Annotated in this window: 14 protein-coding genes; 4 read left to right on the top strand and 10 right to left on the bottom strand. The window is 71.6% G+C overall.

The features are described from left to right. Positions 1-96: 96 nt before the first annotated feature. Both ACFZBB_RS17775 and proS read right to left on the bottom strand, forming a co-directional pair. Positions 97-687, bottom strand: coding sequence for a hypothetical protein (locus tag ACFZBB_RS17775; protein WP_188281222.1), 591 nt, complete (start codon positions 685-687; stop codon positions 97-99). A gap of 198 nt (positions 688-885) precedes the next feature. Then, positions 886-2,298 carry a proline--tRNA ligase gene (gene proS, locus ACFZBB_RS17770; RefSeq protein ID WP_391123124.1) on the bottom strand — a complete coding sequence of 471 codons (1,413 nt, stop codon included), beginning with the start codon at positions 2,296-2,298 and terminating at the stop codon, positions 886-888. A 212-nt stretch (positions 2,299-2,510) separates the two neighbouring features. Between proS and ACFZBB_RS17765 the strand changes: the two genes are divergently transcribed. Together ACFZBB_RS17765 and ACFZBB_RS17760 are read left to right on the top strand one after the other, a co-directional pair. Further along, positions 2,511-3,386 carry an SAM-dependent methyltransferase gene (locus ACFZBB_RS17765; RefSeq protein WP_391123119.1) on the top strand — a complete coding sequence of 292 codons (876 nt, stop codon included), beginning with the start codon at positions 2,511-2,513 and terminating at the stop codon, positions 3,384-3,386. 216 nt (positions 3,387-3,602) lie between these two features. Beyond that, complete coding sequence (locus ACFZBB_RS17760; protein ID WP_391123116.1) at positions 3,603-4,109, top strand: DUF402 domain-containing protein; 507 nt, start codon at positions 3,603-3,605, stop codon at positions 4,107-4,109. A gap of 64 nt (positions 4,110-4,173) precedes the next feature. On the opposite strand, the gene ACFZBB_RS17755 is transcribed toward ACFZBB_RS17760, so the two are convergent. The 6 genes from ACFZBB_RS17755 to ACFZBB_RS17730 form a co-directional block, all read right to left on the bottom strand. After that, on the bottom strand, positions 4,174-4,698 hold the full coding sequence (locus ACFZBB_RS17755) for a GNAT family protein (RefSeq protein ID WP_355346371.1): 525 nt from the start codon (positions 4,696-4,698) through the stop codon (positions 4,174-4,176). A 72-nt stretch (positions 4,699-4,770) separates the two neighbouring features. Further along, complete coding sequence (ffh, locus tag ACFZBB_RS17750; protein WP_391050350.1) at positions 4,771-6,330, bottom strand: signal recognition particle protein; 1,560 nt, start codon at positions 6,328-6,330, stop codon at positions 4,771-4,773. Between the two features lie 132 nt (positions 6,331-6,462). Continuing rightward, positions 6,463-8,898: a [protein-PII] uridylyltransferase gene (locus tag ACFZBB_RS17745; RefSeq protein WP_391123113.1), complete on the bottom strand. Its 2,436-nt coding sequence runs from the start codon at positions 8,896-8,898 to the stop codon at positions 6,463-6,465. 70 nt (positions 8,899-8,968) lie between these two features. Next, complete coding sequence (locus ACFZBB_RS17740; protein WP_355346362.1) at positions 8,969-9,307, bottom strand: P-II family nitrogen regulator; 339 nt, start codon at positions 9,305-9,307, stop codon at positions 8,969-8,971. Then, positions 9,304-10,641, bottom strand: coding sequence for an ammonium transporter (locus tag ACFZBB_RS17735; protein WP_391050352.1), 1,338 nt, complete (start codon positions 10,639-10,641; stop codon positions 9,304-9,306). The genes ACFZBB_RS17740 and ACFZBB_RS17735 overlap by 4 nt, the downstream gene beginning before the upstream one ends. 393 nt (positions 10,642-11,034) lie before the next feature. Continuing rightward, complete coding sequence (locus ACFZBB_RS17730; protein WP_391123110.1) at positions 11,035-12,519, bottom strand: hypothetical protein; 1,485 nt, start codon at positions 12,517-12,519, stop codon at positions 11,035-11,037. A gap of 310 nt (positions 12,520-12,829) precedes the next feature. On the opposite strand from ACFZBB_RS17730, the gene ACFZBB_RS17725 reads away from it, so the two are divergent. Next, a complete protein-coding gene (locus ACFZBB_RS17725) occupies positions 12,830-13,528 on the top strand; it encodes a bifunctional DNA primase/polymerase (protein ID WP_391123106.1) in 699 nt (232 codons plus the stop codon). Positions 13,529-13,668: 140 nt separating this feature from the next. Here the strand turns inward: ACFZBB_RS17725 and ftsY are convergent, their stop codons facing one another. Further along, the gene (gene ftsY / locus ACFZBB_RS17720; protein WP_391123103.1) at positions 13,669-14,877 is read right to left on the bottom strand and encodes a signal recognition particle-docking protein FtsY; all 1,209 of its coding nucleotides are present in this window, start codon (positions 14,875-14,877) and stop codon (positions 13,669-13,671) included. Positions 14,878-15,170: 293 nt separating this feature from the next. On the opposite strand from ftsY, the gene ACFZBB_RS17715 reads away from it, so the two are divergent. Further along, a complete protein-coding gene (locus tag ACFZBB_RS17715) occupies positions 15,171-16,157 on the top strand; it encodes an LLM class flavin-dependent oxidoreductase (protein WP_391123100.1) in 987 nt (328 codons plus the stop codon). 97 nt (positions 16,158-16,254) lie between these two features. Here the strand turns inward: ACFZBB_RS17715 and ACFZBB_RS17710 are convergent, their stop codons facing one another. Continuing rightward, positions 16,255-17,670, bottom strand: coding sequence for a sugar porter family MFS transporter (locus ACFZBB_RS17710; RefSeq protein WP_391123097.1), 1,416 nt, complete (start codon positions 17,668-17,670; stop codon positions 16,255-16,257). Positions 17,671-17,745 lie beyond the last annotated feature (75 nt).

Genomic DNA, 17,745 nt, shown 5'->3' with positions numbered 1-17,745 from the left:
GGGTTGTGGGAGTCGTCGCGCCCGGTGGACGCGTCAGCCGAAGGAGAGAGGGTTCCTGCACGGCTGTCGAGTTCTCGACTGGACATTCTGCCACACTCAGCCGACCCCGACGACCTCCGGGATCCGGAACGGCTGCCCGCAGGCCCCGCACATGATGGGCGCCTGGGCCAGCACCGACGGGACGACCCGGACATTGCGCCCGCAGTCGCACACGGCCTTGACCCGTACCCCGCCGCCCGACGAGCCGTGCCTGGCGGCCGGCCCGCGGAAGGAGCGTGCGGTGTCGGCGGTGGTGGCCACGGTGTGCGCCTTGAGAGCGCGCTGTAGCCGGTCGATGGTGACCCGGTAACGCTTCCGGGTGTCCGGGCGCATCACCACGAGGGAGAAGCCGCTGCTCGGGTGCGGCTCCTCCGCGTGATCGAGGCCCATTTCGTCGGCGATGGCCAGGAATCGGCGGTTGTGGTAGCGGCCAGCACGCGAGGTGTCACGGATTCCGCGGGCAGCGGCGATCCCGTGCACGGCCTCGTGCAGCAGCCTTTCGAAGGAGAGCTCGTTGCCGCAGGCGGACGACGACTCTCCGATCAGGGACTCGGGCGCGGCCAGGTCGGGCAGCTCGGGATGGTGCCGTTGAATATCGGCCCAGGCGACTGCCAGCTCGGCGGCGAGAACAGGTGGTGTCGTGCTCACGCCGTGACAACGAGCCGGGCGCTCCCGGTGTTCCGATACCGGGCTACCGTAAATAATTTGCACTGATCGGTCAGTTCCGGATGATGCGCATGACGAAGGGCGGGTGTGCAGGTCTGTGGAGAACCCGCGCACCCGCCCCATCGACGGACGATTCACATATAACGCACGCCGCTTTTCGGTCAGCGGACGCGAGCGGCCTCAGTAGGCGCGCGCGACGATCGCCAGCGTGCCCGGAGTGTCGTCGGCGTCCGGCACCGAACCGTCGGGCGCGACCAGGCAGCGTACGGAAACGCCCTGCTCAGCCAGCTTGGCCTCGCCCTCGGGACCGAGGTCGGCCCAGGGGATGCGGGCCCAGCCGGTGGCGGCGGCCTCGGCGGCCTCCTCGATCGTCGCGACGTCCACGGTGCGGGACGTCCGGCGCTCGCGGGACTCGCGCAGCAGCGTCGCCTGGTCCTCTTCGAGCACCTTGGGCAGCAGGTCGGCCAGGGTGTCGAGCGCGACCGGCTCCTTGCCGCCGGGAATCCGGCGGGCCAGCATCGCGGTGCCCGCCTCCAGGTCGCGCGGCCCGATCTCGACGCGGACGGGCACGCCCTTCAGCTCCCAGTCGACCGCGCGGCGGCCGAAGGGGGTGTCGGTGCGGTCGTCCACGTGCACGCGCAGCCCGGCCGCGCGCAGCGTCTCGCCGATCTCGCGCACCTTGGCGACGACCGCCTCGTCGCCCTTGATCGCCAGCACCACGACCTGGGTCTGCGCCAGCCTCGGCGGCACCCGCAGCCCGTTGTCGTCGCCGTGCATCATCACCAGGGCGCCGATCATCCGCGTCGTGCTGCCCCAGGATGTCTGCCAGACGTGCTCCTGCGTGCCGTCCTTCGACAGGTACTGCGTGTGGAACGCCTTGGCGAAGTTCTGCCCCAGTTCGTGGCTGGTGCCGAGCTGGAGCGCCTTGCCGTCGCCCATCATCCCTTCCAGGGTGAGGGTGTTGATCGCGCCCGCGAACCGCTCCTTGGCGGTCTTGCGGCCGAGGACGACGTCCATCGCCAGCACGTTCTCCATGAAGTCCGCGTAGACGTCCTTCTGGATCCGGGCGGCGTAGGCGCGCGCGTCCTCGTACGTGGCGTGGGCGGTGTGGCCCTCCTGCCAGAGGAATTCGGTGGTGCGCAGGAACAGCCGCGGGCGCAGCTCCCAACGGACCACGTTCGCCCACTGGTTGATCAGCAGCGGCAGGTCGCGGTAGCTCTGCACCCACTTGGAGAAGTACTCGTTGATGATCGTCTCGGACGTGGGCCGGACGACGATCGGCTCTTCCAGCTCTTTGCCGCCGCCGTGCGTGACGACCGCAAGCTCGGGCGCGAAGCCCTCGACGTGCTCGGCCTCACGCGTCAGGTACGACTGCGGGATGAAGAGCGGGAAGTACGCGTTCTGCGCGCCCGCTTCCTTGATCCGCGCGTCCATGTCCTGCTGCATCCGCTCCCACAGGCCGTAGCCGTAAGGCCGGATGACCATGGTGCCGCGCACCGGGCCGTTGTCGGCCAACTCGGCCTTGCTGATCAGGTCCTGGTACCAGCGCGGGAAATCGTCCGCCTGGGGGGTGAGAACGGGAGCCTTTGCCATGACGCAGATGTTACGGCCCCGCCCGCCCCGAGCGTGAATCGGTCCGGTCGGGCCCGGGACCGGTGCGGCGCCTGGGCGGGTGGTTCCAAAAATGGGCACTCCGGACCCTGGACGGCGTCGGGATTCAGCAGTTGTCTGGCTTTCGGGGACGCAAGCGGCAGGTACGGCACCACGGGGGCAAAACGACGGCGCACATCTGATTGGGGCGGTCGATGGCTTCTACGCTCTATCGCGGAACCAGGTCCGACGCGGAGAGCAGGGCGCGGGACTGGGCGGAGATCCAGGAACGGATGCTCGTCCCGCTGTACGAGAGCGTGTACGACCGGCTGGAGGTCGGCGCGGACACCCGGTTACTGGGCCTCGGCTGCGGCGCGGGGCTCGCGCTGCTGCTGGCGGCGGACCGGGGCGCGGCCGTCACCGGCTTCGAGACGGACGAGCAGCGGCTGGCGCTGGCCCGCGATCGGCTGCTTCCCGCGCATCCCTGGGGCGGACCGGCCCGCGCCCGGGGCAGGACGCGGCTGACGGCGGGTGTTCCGCACCGACTCACCGGCGGCTTCGACCTGGTCACGGCCTTCGACCCGGCGGCTCCCGCGGCCGAGTTGCTGCCGTCGCTGTGCGCCGCGGCGGCCACGGCGGACCCGGACACCGCGATCGTCCTGGCGGGCTGGGGTCCGCCCGAGCGGTGCGCGACCTCGCGGGTCCTGCGGGTGGCGACCCGGCTGGCGGAGCCGCGCGGGCCCGCCGCCCGGGAGGTGCGGCTCAGCGGCCGGGACGACCTGGAGAATCTGGCGCTCGCCGCGGGGCTGCGCCCTGACGGCTCGGGGCGGGTGTCCTGCCCCTTCGGCTACCCGGATCTGCCGAGCGCGGTGCGCGGTCTGCTCTCCACCGGGCTCTTCGACGCGGCGGTCGAGGCCACCGACCGGCAGCAGGTCGACAAGGAGATCGCCGAGGCGCTGCACCCGTACCGGCGGCCGGACGGCTCGGTGCGGATGGAGAACGTCTTCCGGTATCTGATCGTCCGCACGCCGGACGCGGGTGATCCCGGCGGAAACCGGCCCGGCGGGCAGGCCGCGCGGAGGCGGGCGTAGGTAAAATCTTGCCCCGCTCCGATAACGGGTCCGCATCCGAACCCGCGTCGGCGCCGTATACGAAGCGGCTCACGCGGTCCGGTCCGCCCACCCGCCGAAACCTCGCGGGGGCGTAGGAATCCGGTGGTGCGCGGGCATCCGGTGGCTCGCGGAGAACCAGGCGGTCCGCGGAAATTCGGTGGCCCGCCCCGCCGCGCGTCGGACAGGGTCGGCGGCATGCCCGACACTCCCCCGCCGCTCCCGGCCGCCGCCCCGACCACCGTCCGCCTGACGAAGGCCGGCCGCGAGAAGCGCCGCTATCCCGCGACCGTGCTGCACGACGACGGCGTACGCGTGACCGTACGCGCCGACTGGGCGGCGCCCGAGGCCAGGGACTTCGGCTTCGTCCGCTTCGAACCCGGCGACGTGTTCACCGAGACCTACTGGCGCGACCGCTGGTACGCCGTGAAGGAGGTGCGCGACAGGGACGGCTCGCTCAAGGGCTGGTACTGCGACATCGCCAGGCCCGCGCTCGTGGCGGCCGACGGCCTCACCGTCGAGGATCTGGACCTCGACCTGTGGGTGTCCGCCGACGGCACGGCCGTACTGCGCCTGGACGAGGACGAGTTCGCGGCGAGCGGCCTGCCGGGCACCGACCCCGAGGCCGCCGGGCGGGCCGTCCGCGCGCTGGATGAGCTGGAGGCGCTGGCACGGGCCGGAGGGCTGCGCGGGCTGCTGGCCTGAGCGCCGGGGCCCTGCGATCGCCCCCTGCGGATACGGATACGGGCGCGCGTACGGCGGCCGGTCGTCAGTCGGACGGCAGGCCCGGCCACTCCTCGGCGGTGAGCGCGAACCGCTCGTGGTCGCGCCACGCGTCGTTGATGAAGAGCATGCGCGGCGAGAAGCCCTCGTGGCGGAAGCCGAGCCGCTTGGCCATCGCGACCGAACGGCTGTTGTCCGGCTGGACGTTGATCTCCAGGCGGTGCAGCCCGAGGCCGTTCGGATAACTGGTGAAGCAGCGGTCCACCACCAGCCGCAGCCCCTCGCTCATCCGGCCGGTGCCGTTGTACGGCAGGTAACTGTCGTAGCCCAGCGCGGCGTTGCGGAAGCGGGCCCGCACGATGTTGGCGACATTGCACTTGCCGACCAGGCCCCCGTCCTCGTCGTTGAAGATGAGGAAGGTCCGCAGCTCGCCGCCCTGCTGCCGCAGCAACTCGTGGAAGCCGTCCGGGTCCACCGGATTCCACGGCCTGAGGTGTTCCGCTGAGCGCAGCACCGCCGCGCGGTGGGCTTCGGCGTCTGCGGGCCTGGGCTCTCGAATGGAAACGCGCATGGGCCCATCATCGCCTCCCGTACGGCGTGCGCGCCTCCGGGATGCGCACGCCGCCGGGTCCCGTCGCCGGGCTCAGCCCATGAACTTCTTGAACTCGTCGGGCAGTTCGAAGTTCTCGCCGCCCGGGGGCAGACCGAACGGGCTGTCGCCCTCCTGCCCCTGGCCCTGCTGCTCGCGGCGGGCGGCGGCAGCCGCGGCCTCCGCCTTGCGCTTCATCGGGTTGCCCGACTGCCGCTTGCCCTTGGCCTGCTTCTGCTGCTTCTTCTGCCGCCCCGGACCGCCGCCCATGCCCGGCATCCCCGGCATTCCGGGCATGCCGCCGCCCTGGGCCATCCGCGACATCATCTTGCGCGCCTCGAAGAACCGCTCCACCAGGCCCTTGACCGCGCTGACCTCGACGCCGGAACCCTTGGCGATACGGGCGCGGCGCGAGCCGTTGATGATGTGCGGGTCCTGCCGCTCGCCGGGCGTCATCGACTTGATGATCGCGGCGGTGCGGTCGACGTCCTTCTCGTCCAGATTGTTGATCTGGTCCTTGATCTGGCCCATGCCCGGCAGCATGCCGAGCAGCTTGGAGATGGAGCCCATCTTGCGGACCTGCTCCATCTGGGCCAGGAAGTCGTCGAGCGTGAAGTCCTTGCCGCCCTTGCTGCTCTGCAGCTTGGCGGCCATCTTCTCGGCCTCGGCCTGGCTGAAGGTCTGCTCGGCCTTCTCGATCAGCGACAGCATGTCGCCCATGCCCAGGATCCGGGAGGCCATCCGGTCCGGGTGGAACGCGTCGAAGTCGTCCAGCTTCTCGCCGTTCGACGCGAACATGATCTGCTTGCCGGTGACGTGCGCGATCGACAGCGCGGCGCCGCCTCGGGCGTCGCCGTCCAGCTTGGACAGCACCACGCCGTCGAAGCCGACGCCGTCGCGGAACGCCTCCGCGGTGTTGACCGCGTCCTGGCCGATCATCGCGTCGACGACGAAGAGGATCTCGTCGGGGCGTACGGCGTCGCGGATGTCCGCGGCCTGCCGCATCAGCTCCTCGTCGACACCGAGGCGGCCCGCGGTGTCGATTACGACGATGTCGTACTGCTGGGTCTTCGCGAACTCGATGGAGTCCCCGGCGACCTTGACGGGGTCGCCCACCCCGTTGCCCGGCTCGGGCGCGTAGACGGCGACGCCCGCGCGCTCGGCGACGACGCTGAGCTGGTTGACGGCGTTGGGGCGCTGGAGGTCGCAGGCGACCAGCAGCGGGGTGTGTCCCTGGCCCTGAAGCCACTTGCCGAGCTTTCCGGCGAGCGTCGTCTTACCGGCGCCCTGGAGGCCCGCGAGCATGATCACGGTCGGCGGCTGCTTGGCGAACCTCAGGCGGCGGGTCTCGCCGCCCAGGATGCCGACCAGTTCCTCGTTGACGATCTTGACGATCTGCTGCGCGGGATTGAGCGCCTTGGAGACCTCCGCGCCCAGGGCGCGCTCCTTGACGTTCGCGATGAAGGAGCGCACCGCGGGGAGGGCGACGTCGGCTTCGAGCAGCGCGATCCGGATCTCGCGCGCGGTGGCATCGATATCCGCCTCGGACAGACGGCCTTTGCCCCGGAGGTTTTTGAAGGTTGCTGCAAGGCGGTCGGAGAGGGTATCGAACACGTCGGTCGTGGATCCTCGCGTCGGGGGTGGGCGGTGGTCGTCCTCAAGGGTACTTGGCCGACCCCCGTTCGGTTCGCCCCGGATTCATTGTCGCCGCCGGGGCCGCGATTCATCGCCGCCGCGGCCGCCCCCTCACCGCAGTGCCTTCTCGACCTGGCGGGCCACCTCGGCCGCGCGGGCGGGCGGCAGCGGCTCGCCGTCCTTGCCGACGACGTAGAAGGCGTCGACCGCGTTGGCGCCCAGGGTGGAGATGCGCGCGGAGCGGACGGTGACGGCGGTGGCGGTCAGGGCGAGGCCGATGCGGTGCAGCAGGCCGGGGGCGTCGTGGGCGCGGACTTCGAGGACGGTGGCGGTCTGCGAGGTGCCGCCGGGGGCGACGCTGACGCGGGGCGGCGGCGGGGTGATGCCGCGCCGCCGCGGATAGGCGGCCTCCCGCTCGGCGAGCCGGGCCTCGATGTCCAGGGTGCCCTCGAAGGCGCGGGCGAGGTCGGCGCGGAGCCTGGCGGCCTCGGGCAGCGCGCCGTACTCGGCGGAGACCCGCCACGTCAGCAGCGCGATCGGACCCTCGCCGAGGGGGTCGACGGCGCGCAGGTCGGCGGCCCTGACGGTGAGCCGGTGCAGCGCGAGGACGCCCGCGGCCTGGGCGACCAGGCCGGGCCGGTCGGGAACGGCGAGGACGAGTTCCACGCCCAGCGCCTCGTCCTGGGCGTCCCCCTCGGCCTCGGGCTCGGTGTGGGCGTGCAGCGCCAGCACCGGGCCGCCGGTGCGGGCGGCCTCGATGGCCAGGCGTTCCTCCTCGGCGGTGGGCTCGCGCTCGGCGACCTGCGGCAGCGCGCCGCTGTCGAGCGCCCCGGCGACCCGGTCGACCAGGTCGGCCAGGAGCGAGGCCCGCCAGGTGCTCCAGGCGGCGGGCCCGGTGGCCAGCGCGTCGGCCTCGGTGAGGGCGGCGAGCAGTTCCAGCGTGGAGGTGTCCCGTACGGTCTCGGCGACCGACCGGATGGTCTCGGGGTCGTCGAGGTCGCGGCGGGTCGCGGTGTCGATGAGCAGCAGGTGGTGGCGGACCAGCAGGGCGAGGGTGTCGACGTCGGCCTCGTGGAAGCCGATCCGGGTGGCGACGTCGCGGGCGATGACCTCGCCCGCCTCGCTGTGGTCGCCGGGCCAGCCCTTGCCGATGTCGTGCAGCAGCGCGGCGGTCAGCAGCAGGTCGGGGCGGCCGACGCGGCGGGTCAGCTCGGCGGCCTGTACGGCGGTCTCCACCAGGTGCCGGTCGACGGTGAAGCGGTGTACGGCGTTGCGCTGCGGGCGGCAGCGGACCCGCTCCCAGTCGGGCAGCAGCCGGGTGATCAGCCCTTCGGCCTCCAGCGCCTCCCAGACCTGGACGGTGGACTCACCGGCGCCCAGCAGCGTCACGAGCTGTTCGCGGGCCTCCCCCGGCCACGGCACGGGCAGCGGCTTGGCCGACGCGGCGAGCCTGCGGACGGCGTGCAGCGACAGCGGCAGCCCGGCCTGGGCCGCGGCCGCCGCGGCGCGCAGGGCCAGTACGGGGTCGCGGTCGGGTCTGGCGGCCAGCGCCAGCACGGCCTCGCCCTCCTGCTCCACGACGCCGTCGGCCAGCGGTACGCGCTCGGGGGTGTGGACGGCGGCGGGGGTCGTTCGGCCGCGGCCGAGCAGTCCGCGGCGGCGGGGCCGCTGCTGGCGTGAGCGCAGGACGCGGCCGACCTCGCGCCAGGTGACGTCGGAGGCGTACGCGATCCGCCGGGCGGCCTCGTAGACCTGGCGCAGCAGCGCGTCGGCGTCGAGCAGGCCGAGCGCGTCGGCGACCTGGTCCTGCTCCTGGAGGGCGAGCCGGTCGGTGGCGCGGCCGGTGGCCAGGTGCAGGGCGTCGCGGGCGTCCAGCAGGGTGGTGCGGGCCTCTTCGAGGCCCTCGCGGGGCGCGTCGGCGAGCCAGGAGGCGGCGACGGCCCGCAGGGCGGTGGCGTCGCGCAGGCCGCCGCGGGCCTCCTTGAGGTCGGGTTCCAGCAGGTATGACAGCTCGCCCTGGCGTTCGGCGCGCTCCTGGCACATCTCGTGCAGCGCGGGCAGCCGCTTGGGTGCCTGATTGCGCCAGTCGGTCAGGACGCTGCTGCGCAGGGCCGCGGTGAGCGCGGAGTCGCCCGCGATGTGCCGGGCGTCGAGCAGGCCGAGCTGGACTTTGAGGTCCTCCCCCGCGGTCTGCCGGGCCTCCGCCGGGGTGCGTACCGAGTGGTCCAGGGCCAGGCCGAGGTCCCACACCGGGTACCAGATGCGGTCGGCGAGGGCCGCGACGGTCTTCTGCGAGTCGTGCAGCAGCACCAGGTCGAGATCGCTGCGCGGTGACAGCTCGCCGCGTCCGTAGCCGCCGACGGCCAGCAGGGCGAAGCCCGTGGTGCCGGTGGCCGCCGCGGCCTCGCCGGCGAGCTGCGCGAGCCACTGGTCGGTGAGGGCGGCCAGGGCCGCGCGGCGCGGCGGCCCGGACCGCGCCTCCTCGTTGAGGAGACGCAGCCGGGCCGCCGCGTAACTGCTGTCCTGCGCTTCGACGCTGTCGGTCACTCGTTCTCCACGCTGGGGGCCAATGGTGTGGTCCTGGTGCCCCTCCCGGCGAACACCGCCGGTCACGGCACTAGAGCGCGTCGGGGCCGCGCTCGCCGGTGCGGACTCTGACGGCCGTGTCGACCGGCAGACTCCACACCTTGCCGTCACCGATCTTGCCGGTTCTGGCCGCTTTCACGATCACTTCGATGAGCTGTTCGGCGTCCGCGTCCTCCGCCAGCACCTCTATGCGGATCTTCGGCACCAGGTCGACGGTGTACTCCGCGCCCCGGTAGACCTCGGTGTGTCCACGCTGCCGACCGTAGCCGCTGGCCTCGGTGACCGTGAGGCCGTGGACGCCGAACGCCTGGAGTGCTTCCTTGATCTCGTCGAGCCGGTGGGGCTTCACGACGGCGGTGATGAGCTTCACGCGTCCACCTTCTTGCTGGAGGCGTCCGCCTCGCTGTTCGCACCGGGCACGGGGACGGAGGACCGGCCGCCGACACCCGCGAAGTCGTACGCGGTCTCGGCGTGCAGGACCTGGTCGACGCCGGTGACCTCTTCGTCGTCGGTGACCCGGAAGCCCATGGTGACATCGATGAGCTTGGCGAGGATCGCGGCGCACACCAGGGAGTAGCCGAGGACCGCGCCGACACCGATGAACTGGAGGCCGAGCTGGTGCCAGCCGCCCCCGTAGAAGACGCCCTTGGCGGTCTGGCCGACGCCGCCGGTGGCGAAGAAGCCGATGAGCAGGGAGCCGACGATGCCGCCGACCATGTGGACGCCGACGACGTCGAGCGAGTCGTCGTAGTTGAAGCGGTACTTCAGGCCGACGGCCGCGGCGCAGGCGACACCGGCGATCAGACCGACGGCGATGGCGCCGAGCGGGGAGACCGAGCCGCAGGCCGGGGTGATGGCGACCAGACCGGAGACCGCGCCGGACGCGGCGCCCAGGGTGGTGAAGGAGCCGTGCCTGATCCGCTCGTAGATCAGCCAGCCGAGCATCGCGGCGGCGGTGGCGACCTGGGTGTTGGTGAAGGCCACGGCGGCGACGCCGTCGGAGCCGAGCCAGGAGCCCGCGTTGAAGCCGAACCAGCCGAACCACAGCAGGCCGCAGCCGAGCATGACCAGCGGGAGGCTGTGCGGGCGCATCGGGTCCTTCTTGAACCCGTTGCGCTTGCCGATCACGAGGATGACTCCGAGGGCCGCGGCGCCGGCGTTGATGTGCACCGCGGTACCACCGGCGAAGTCGATGACACCCTTCTTGAACAGCCAGCCGTCGGAGGCCCACACCCAGTGCGCGACCGGGAAGTAGACGACCGTGGCCCACAGGGTGATGAACAGCGCCCAGGCGGTGAACTTGACGCGGTCGGCGAGGGCGCCGCTGATAAGCGCCGGTGTGATGATCGCGAACATGAGCTGGAAGACGGCGAAGACATAGACCGGGATGCCGTATCCGGGCCAGAGCTCCGAGATACCGATACCGCGCATGCCCAGCCAGTCGGTGCCGCCCATGAAGCCGCTACCGCTGTCGAAAGCGAAACTGAATCCGTACAGCGTCCAGAGAATGGTGATGATGCCCAGACTGATAAAACTCATCATCAACATGTTCAGGGCGCTCTTGACGCGCACCATGCCGCCGTAGAAGAAGGCGAGACCTGGGGTCATCACCATCACTAGGGCGGCGCTGATCAGCATGAACGCCGTACTTCCGGTATCGAGCTTGGGCGCATCCGCGGCCAGCGTGATGATGGCTGGTGCCATCGGCGTCTCCTCGTCATCCGAACGGCCCGTGCGGGCGGTGCAAGGGTTGGGCCGGTTTTCGCCAAGAGATTCGCTCAGGCGGGTTTCCGACGATGCCGCACGGTGTTTCGGCGCCGTGACGAAGAAGTCGCGCGTGTTACGTGAAGGTGAACCGGCCGTACGTGACAGGAAGGCTGTATACGCGTGTGACGTGGGATGGGATACGAAGCGGATACGGACCGGCCACGAGTCGGGGAAGCCGGTCGGATACCCGTCGGTATACGGGACGGCCGGGACAGGCGTGACAGTAATGCCGCGTTACGCGAACGGCCGCGCTCAGGCGGACGCCTCGACGTTCACGCGGACGCGGCGACGTTTACGCGGATGCCTCGACGTTCACGCGGACGCGGACGTTTACGCGGACGCGGCGACTTCCGGGAGTTCCACCGAGAGCCGGTCGGAGAGCGCGACGACCTCGGCGACACCGCCGTAGTCGCGTACCGCGGACTGGGTGGTCTTGCGGATACGGGTGTTGACGCGCTCGGAGCGGACCCGCTTGGCGACGGTGATGGCGTGCTCGGTGAAGTGCGCGGCCTGCTCGGGGTTCTGCTGGAGCAGGTGCACGGTGGCCATGCCCACCAGATTGAGCGCGTACGCGCGTTGGTGCACCGGGTCGTCGCTGAACAGCTCGACGGCGCGCTCCATGACGGGGTGCGCGAGGGAGGCGTACGTGGGGCTGCGGCCCGCGATGTAGGCGAGGTCGCGGTAGGAGTGCGCGTTCTCCGCGTTCAGTTCGGCCTCGTTGAAGAAGCTGATCCAGGACGGGTCCTCGGCCGAGCGGGAGTCGCTCCAGGTGTCTTCGGCCATCCGGACGGCGCGGTGGCACTTGTTGACCTGGCCCATGTTGGCGTACGCGCGGGCTTCCAGCGAGTGCAGCATCGCCTGGGTGGTGGCGGTGGCCGAATCCCGACTGCCGTACTGGGCGAGGTGGATGAGCTCCAGGGCGTCGTCCGGCCGGTCCAGGTGGATCATCTGACGGCTCATCGAGGACAGGATGAAGGCGCCGAGCGGCCGGTCGCCCGCTTCCTTGGCCGCGTGCAGCGCGAGGACCAGGTACTTCTGGGCGGCGGGCTGGAGTCCGACGTCGTAGCTCATCCATCCGGCGAGCGCGGCGAGGTCGGCGGTGATCCGGTACAGCCTGCGGGCCACGGCCTCGGGCTGCGGTTCCTGGAGCAGGTCGGTGACCTCGTGGAGCTGGCCGACGACGGCTTTGCGGCGCAGGCCGCCGCCGCACTGGTTGTCCCACTCGCGGAACATCACGGTGGTCGACTCCAGGAGCTGCAACTCCTGTTCCGACAGCCTTGAGGGGCGCCCCGCGGTGTCGCGGGGCGCGGTGAGCAGCGGTCCGTCGGCCCCCGAAGGGCCCTGCGGGCCGCCCGCGGCGGAGCCGGTGGGCACCAGCCAGCGCTGCATGGGCTCGATGAGCGCGGGGCCCGCGGACAGCGCGAGCGAGGCGCCGAGGAAGCCGCGGCGGCCGAGCATCAGGTCGCTGCGGGAGAACTCGTTGATCAACTGGACGGTCTGCGGGCCCGCCCACGGCAGGTCGACGTCGCCGCCCGCGGCGGGCTGGTGCGCGGAGCGCAGCCCCAGGTCCTCGACGGGCACCACGCAGCCGAAGCGCTCGGAGAACAGCTCGGACAGGATGCGCGGGATGGGCTCGCGGGGCTGCTCGCCGTCGAGCCAGCGGCGCACGCGTGAGGTGTCGGTGCTGACGTGGTGGGCGCCCAACTGGCGTGCCCTGCGGTTCACCTGACGGGCCAGCTCGCCCTTGGACCAGCCGCTGCGCACGAACCAAGAGGTCAACTGCGCGTTGGGCTGCTTCTCTTGTGTGCCGCCCACGGTCAAGCCCCCATCCGAACCAGCTCAACCCTTTGGATACCAGAGCTGGTTGAGTCCTGTCGACACCGCACGCACCGCCGTAGGCATGCCTGCGGCATAACGAGCAGGCGTGCGGACGGCCCTCGTCGGCCTACGAACCGAAAGTAATCCTACGATCACCGGTCCGCGACCGTTGTTGCGGAAACGCCACCATTCGCCACCCCTTCGAATGAACTCGACTATGGCGACAGGCGATTCACTTGACACATGCCGGTCGGACGAGGTCAGGCGGGTGCGTAACCATCGGGCGCGGCGATCCGTTGGAGGTGTCATGGTGTTCACGATCGGCAGCATGCGGGAGATCCGGCAGCAGCGGACCGGAGGGCGGTCCGGGGTTCGGCCCGGCGCGCGCCGGCGAACGCGCGCCGCCGTGTGCACCACTGTCGCGGAGTACACGGGGTTGTGCGGCTGGGCCGTGGTGCCCGGCGCGCGGGCCTCGCGCGGCGGCGGCTCGTGCTCGTGCGGCGCGGACGACTGCAAGGAGCCGGGCGCGCATCCGCTGCCCTTCGCCGACGAGATCCCGGCGGGGACCACGCTTGAGCGGGCCGCCCATGCCTGGTCACAGGTGCCGGGGGCCGCGGTGCTGCTGCCCGCGGGGCGGACCTTCGACGTGCTCGACGTGGCCGAGGCGTCCGGGCGCCGGGCGCTGGTACGGCTGGAGCGGATGGGGCTGCGGCTCGGTCCGGTCCTGCTGACCCCGACGGGGCGCGCGCAGTTCTTCGTCGCGCCGGGCGCCGCCGCCGAGCTGCCTCACCTGCTCTACCGGATGGGCTGGGACGACGCGCGCCTCGACCTGCGCTGCCTGGGCCCCGGCAACCATGTGACGGCTCCCCCGTCCGACCTCGGCGGCCACGGCCCGGTCCGCTGGCTCCGCGAGCCGGTCCTCGACTCGGCCGCCCAGCCCCCCGAGGCCCGCCTCCTGCTCGGCACTCTGGCGTACGTCAGCCACCGCGACAGCGCCTTCGCCTGAGCCCTGCCGTCCCGCTCGCCGCTTGCTGCTCGCTCCTCGCCGCCTGCCGCCTGCCGCCTGCCGCCTGCCGTACACAACCAGGTACGAGTAAGGGACGCCCACCTGGGTGAGCGCCCCTTACCGCAGCCGTACGACAGGGTCTAGTCCCCGATGAGCGCGTCCACGAAGGCGCCCGGCTCGAACGGGGCCAGGTCGTCGGCGCCCTCGCCGAGGCCGATGAGCTTGACCGGGACGCCCAGCTCGCGCTGGACGGCGACGACGATGCCGCCCTTGGCGGTGCCGTCGAGCTTGGTGAGGACGATGCCGGTGATGTCGACGACCTCGGCGAAGACGCGGGCCTGGACGAGGCCGTTCTGGCCGGTGGTGGCGTCGAGGACGAGCAGCACCTCGTCGACCGGGCCGTGCTTCTCCACGACGCGCTTGACCTTGCCCAGCTCGTCCATCAGGCCGGTCTTGGTGTGCAGGCGGCCCGCGGTGTCGATGAGCACCGCGTCGGCGCCCTCGGCGATGCCTTCCTTGACCGCGTCGAAGGCGATGGAGGCGGGGTCGCCGCCCTCGGGGCCGCGTACCGTACGCGCGCCGACGCGCTCGCCCCAGGTCTGGAGCTGGTCGGCGGCGGCGGCACGGAAGGTGTCGGCCGCGCCGAGCACGACGCTGTGGCCGTCGGCGACGAGCACACGGGCGAGCTTGCCCGTGGTGGTGGTCTTGCCGGTGCCGTTGACGCCGACGACCATCAGGACGGCCGGGGACGCCTCGTGGCTCTCGGTGTGCAGGGTGCGGTCCAGCTCCGGGTCGAGGAGCGTGATCAGCTCCTCGCGGAGCAGCCCGCGCAGCTCGTCCGGGGTCCGGGTGCCGAGCACCCGCACGCGGGTGCGCAGCCGCTCGACCAGCTCCTGGGTGGGCGCGACGCCGACGTCCGCGGTGAGCAGGATCTCCTCGATCTCCTCCCACGTGTCATCGTCGAGGCGTTCGCGGGAGAGCAGCGTGAGCAGGCCCTTGCCCAGCGAGTTCTGCGAGCGCGACAGCCGCGAGCGCAGCCGGACGAGGCGTCCCGCCGTGGGCTCCGGCTGTTCGAGCACCGGCGCCTGGGGGACCTGCACCTCCTCCACGGCGTCGGGCGCGGCGGTCGCGCCGGGCAGGGCGACCTCTTCGATGGTCCTGCGGGGCTCCTCCCGCGGGGCCTCGGCCTCGTCACCGACGTGCGGTTCCGCGGGAGGCGCGGTGACGGACGGGCTGCTCGGCGGCGTCGGCGGGAGCTGCCGCTTCTTGCGGCGGCTGCCGACGACCAGTCCACCGGCGCCGAGGATCACGACCAGGGCGATGACTACGGCAAGGACGACGATTTCCATGGTTTCTTTCGGAGCCTTTCACCAGGTCAGGGCGTGTGCATGCTAGCCCACCGACGCTCGGGACCACCGAGGCGTCACGGCTCGGTCAGGCACACGCGCACGTCAACCGTACGGGAAACCCCCCGCCCGCCCAGGACCCGCGCCCGTATCCGCGCCGCGCGGGCGGCGAGCGAGCGGCGGACCGCGCCCTTCCCGGCCCGCCCCAGCCGGCCCGGCCCGACACGGCCCTGTGAATCTGACGCCGCGTCAGCTAATCTCCGGTCGCCCGCATCCGGCGAAGGGGGCCGTCCGCCATGACCGTGACCGTCGTGCGCATGAATCTGATCGATCCGGGGGCCGAGCCGAAGGCGCTCGGCGCCCGGTACCGGGCGGCCCTGGAGATGGCCAGGTACGCCGACGAGCACGGTGTCACCACCGTGCAGACCGAGGAGCACCACGGCGCGGAGAACAACTGGCTCTCGGCGCCGCTGGCCTTCGCGGGGGCCGTGCTCGGCGCCACCAGCCGGATCTCGGTGACCGTGTCCGCGCTGATCGGGCCGCTGCACGACCCGCTGCGGCTGGCAGAGGACCTGGCCGTACTGGACCTGGTCAGCGGCGGGCGGCTGGTCACGGTGGCCGGGATCGGCTACCGCCCGGAGGAGTACGCGGCCTTCGGCCAGGACTGGCACCGGCGCGGCGTCCTCCAGGACGAGGTGCTCGACACGCTGATCGCGGCCTGGACCGGCGAGCCCTTCGACTACCGCGGCCGTACCGTACGGGTCACGCCCCGCCCGTACTCCCGGCCGCATCCGCCGCTGCTGATCGGCGGCAGCTCGCGGGCCGCGGCCCGCAGGGCGGCCCGGCTCGGCCTGCCGTTCTTCCCCAGCGCGCACCTGCCGGAGCTGGCGGCGTACTACGAGGAGCGGCTGGCCGCGTACGGCACGCAGGGCTGGTGCCTGATGCCCCCGGCCGAGGTGCCGCTGCTGCACATCGCGGAGGACCCGGACCGGGCCTGGGCCGAGTACGGCGGGCACCTGCTGCACGAGGCGCGTACCTACGCGTCCTGGCAGTCGGGCGACATCCACTCGGCGGTCCGTTCGGCCGCGTCGGGCGTGGCGGAACTGCGCGCGGAGGGCGTCTACCGGATCGTCACACCGGCGCAGTGCGTCGCCCTCGCCGAGGCGGGCGGTGACCAGGCGAGCCTGGTGCTGCACCCGCTGTGCGGGGGCATGCCCCTCGACGAGGGCTGGCGGAGCCTGCGGCTGCTCGCGGAGCAGGTGCTCCCCAAGCTCGCCGCGTAGCCTCCGGCGCCCCGCGCCCCGCGCCCCGCGCCCGGCGCCCGGCGCCCGGCGAGCTTGGCGTCCGGCGAGCTTGGCGTCCGGCGAGCTTGGCGTCCGGCTATCCCATCTCCTCCAGCGTCTTGCCCTTCGTCTCCTTCACGAACACCAGCACGAACGGGATGGAGAGCGTCGCGAAGCACGCGTAGATGACGTACGTGCCCGACAGATTCCAGTCCGCCAGGCTCGGGAAGCTCGCGGTGATGGCCCAGTTGGCGATCCACTGCGCGGAGGCGGCGACGCCGAGGGCCGCGGCCCGGATCTTGTTGGGGAACATCTCGCCGAGGAAGACCCAGACGATGACGCCCCACGACAGGGCGAAGAAGAGCACGAAGCAGTGGGCGGCGATCAGGGCGACCGTGCCCTCGGTGTTCGGCAGGGTGGCACCGGACTTGGACGAGAAGGCCCACGCCTCCAGGGCGAGCGCGACGGCCATGCCGGTGGAGCCGATCAGCGCCAGCGGCTTGCGGCCGATCCGGTCCACGAAGATCATCGCGATCACCGTGCCGATGATGTTCACGATCGACGTGGTGAAGGAGTAGAAGAACGAGCTGCTGGGGTTGATGCCGACCGACTGCCAGAGCGTGGACGAGTAGTAGAAGGCCACGTTGATGCCGACGAGCTGCTGGAAGACCGACAGGCCGATACCGATCCAGACGATCGGCAGGAAACCGCCGCGGGAGCCGAGCAGGTCCTTGAAGGTCGACTTGTGCTCGCGCCGCATGGCGGTCTCGATCTCGGCGACACGGGCGTCCAGGTCGGTGTCCGAGCCCTCGACATCGGCGAGTACGGCCTTGGCGTCCTGCTCGCGGCCCACGGAGATCAGGAAGCGCGGCGACTCGGGGATCGCGAACGACAGCAGCCCGTAGACCACCGCGGGGATGACCATCACACCGAGCATGACCTGCCACGCCTCCAGGCCGACGATGTGGCCGCGCTGGTCGCCGTGGGCGCCCTTGAGGATGGCGTAGTTGACGAGCTGCGAGACGGCGATGCCGAGCACGATGGCGGCCTGCTGGAACGAGGCGAGCCTGCCGCGGTAGGCGGGCGGCGAGACCTCGGCGATGTAGGCCGGGCCGATGACCGAGGCCATGCCGATCGCGAAGCCGCCGATGATCCGCCACAGGGCCAGGTCCCACAGCGCGAAGGGCAGTGCCGAGCCGACGGCGCTGACGGTGAACATGACGGCGGCGATCTGCATGCAGCGGATACGGCCGATCCGGTCGGCGATCCGGCCGGCGGTCGCGGCGCCGATGGCACAGCCGATCAGGGCGATGGCGATGACCTGGGCGAGCGTGCCGGAGCCGATGTTGTACTTGTCACGGATGGCCTCGACGGCGCCGTTGATGACGGAGCTGTCGTAGCCGAAGAGAAAGCCGCCCATGGCGGCGGCGGCCGTGATGAAGATGATGTGGCCGATGTGCTCCGGCAGCGCGTTGTGATCTGCCGACGCGGAGGCTCGTGCGGTGCTGGTCAAGATGGCTCCTCGGGCTCGGCGGTGAGCCCTCACATGAGGGTCTGGATCTTCGAGTGTCAGCCGACGCGTCGGTCA

The sequence above is a fragment of the Streptomyces sp. NPDC008139 genome (genome assembly GCF_042957025.1).
Classification (GTDB): Bacteria; Actinomycetota; Actinomycetes; order Streptomycetales; family Streptomycetaceae; genus Actinacidiphila.
Note: the sequence above shows the minus strand (reverse complement) of the source record. Positions and strands in the feature narration are given on the sequence as shown.

Excerpts from the sequence above, each read along its gene's own strand:
- proS (WP_391123124.1), bottom strand. The coding sequence starts at position 2,298 with ATGGCAAAGGCTCCCGTTCTCACCCCCCAGGCGGACGATTTCCCGCGC.
- ACFZBB_RS17765 (WP_391123119.1), top strand. The coding sequence starts at position 2,511 with ATGGCTTCTACGCTCTATCGCGGAACCAGGTCCGACGCGGAGAGCAGG.
- ACFZBB_RS17760 (WP_391123116.1), top strand. The coding sequence starts at position 3,603 with ATGCCCGACACTCCCCCGCCGCTCCCGGCCGCCGCCCCGACCACCGTC.
- ACFZBB_RS17755 (WP_355346371.1), bottom strand. The coding sequence starts at position 4,698 with ATGCGCGTTTCCATTCGAGAGCCCAGGCCCGCAGACGCCGAAGCCCAC.
- ACFZBB_RS17735 (WP_391050352.1), bottom strand. The coding sequence starts at position 10,641 with ATGGCACCAGCCATCATCACGCTGGCCGCGGATGCGCCCAAGCTCGAT.
- ACFZBB_RS17725 (WP_391123106.1), top strand. The coding sequence starts at position 12,830 with ATGGTGTTCACGATCGGCAGCATGCGGGAGATCCGGCAGCAGCGGACC.
- ftsY (WP_391123103.1), bottom strand. The coding sequence starts at position 14,877 with ATGGAAATCGTCGTCCTTGCCGTAGTCATCGCCCTGGTCGTGATCCTC.
- ACFZBB_RS17715 (WP_391123100.1), top strand. The coding sequence starts at position 15,171 with ATGACCGTGACCGTCGTGCGCATGAATCTGATCGATCCGGGGGCCGAG.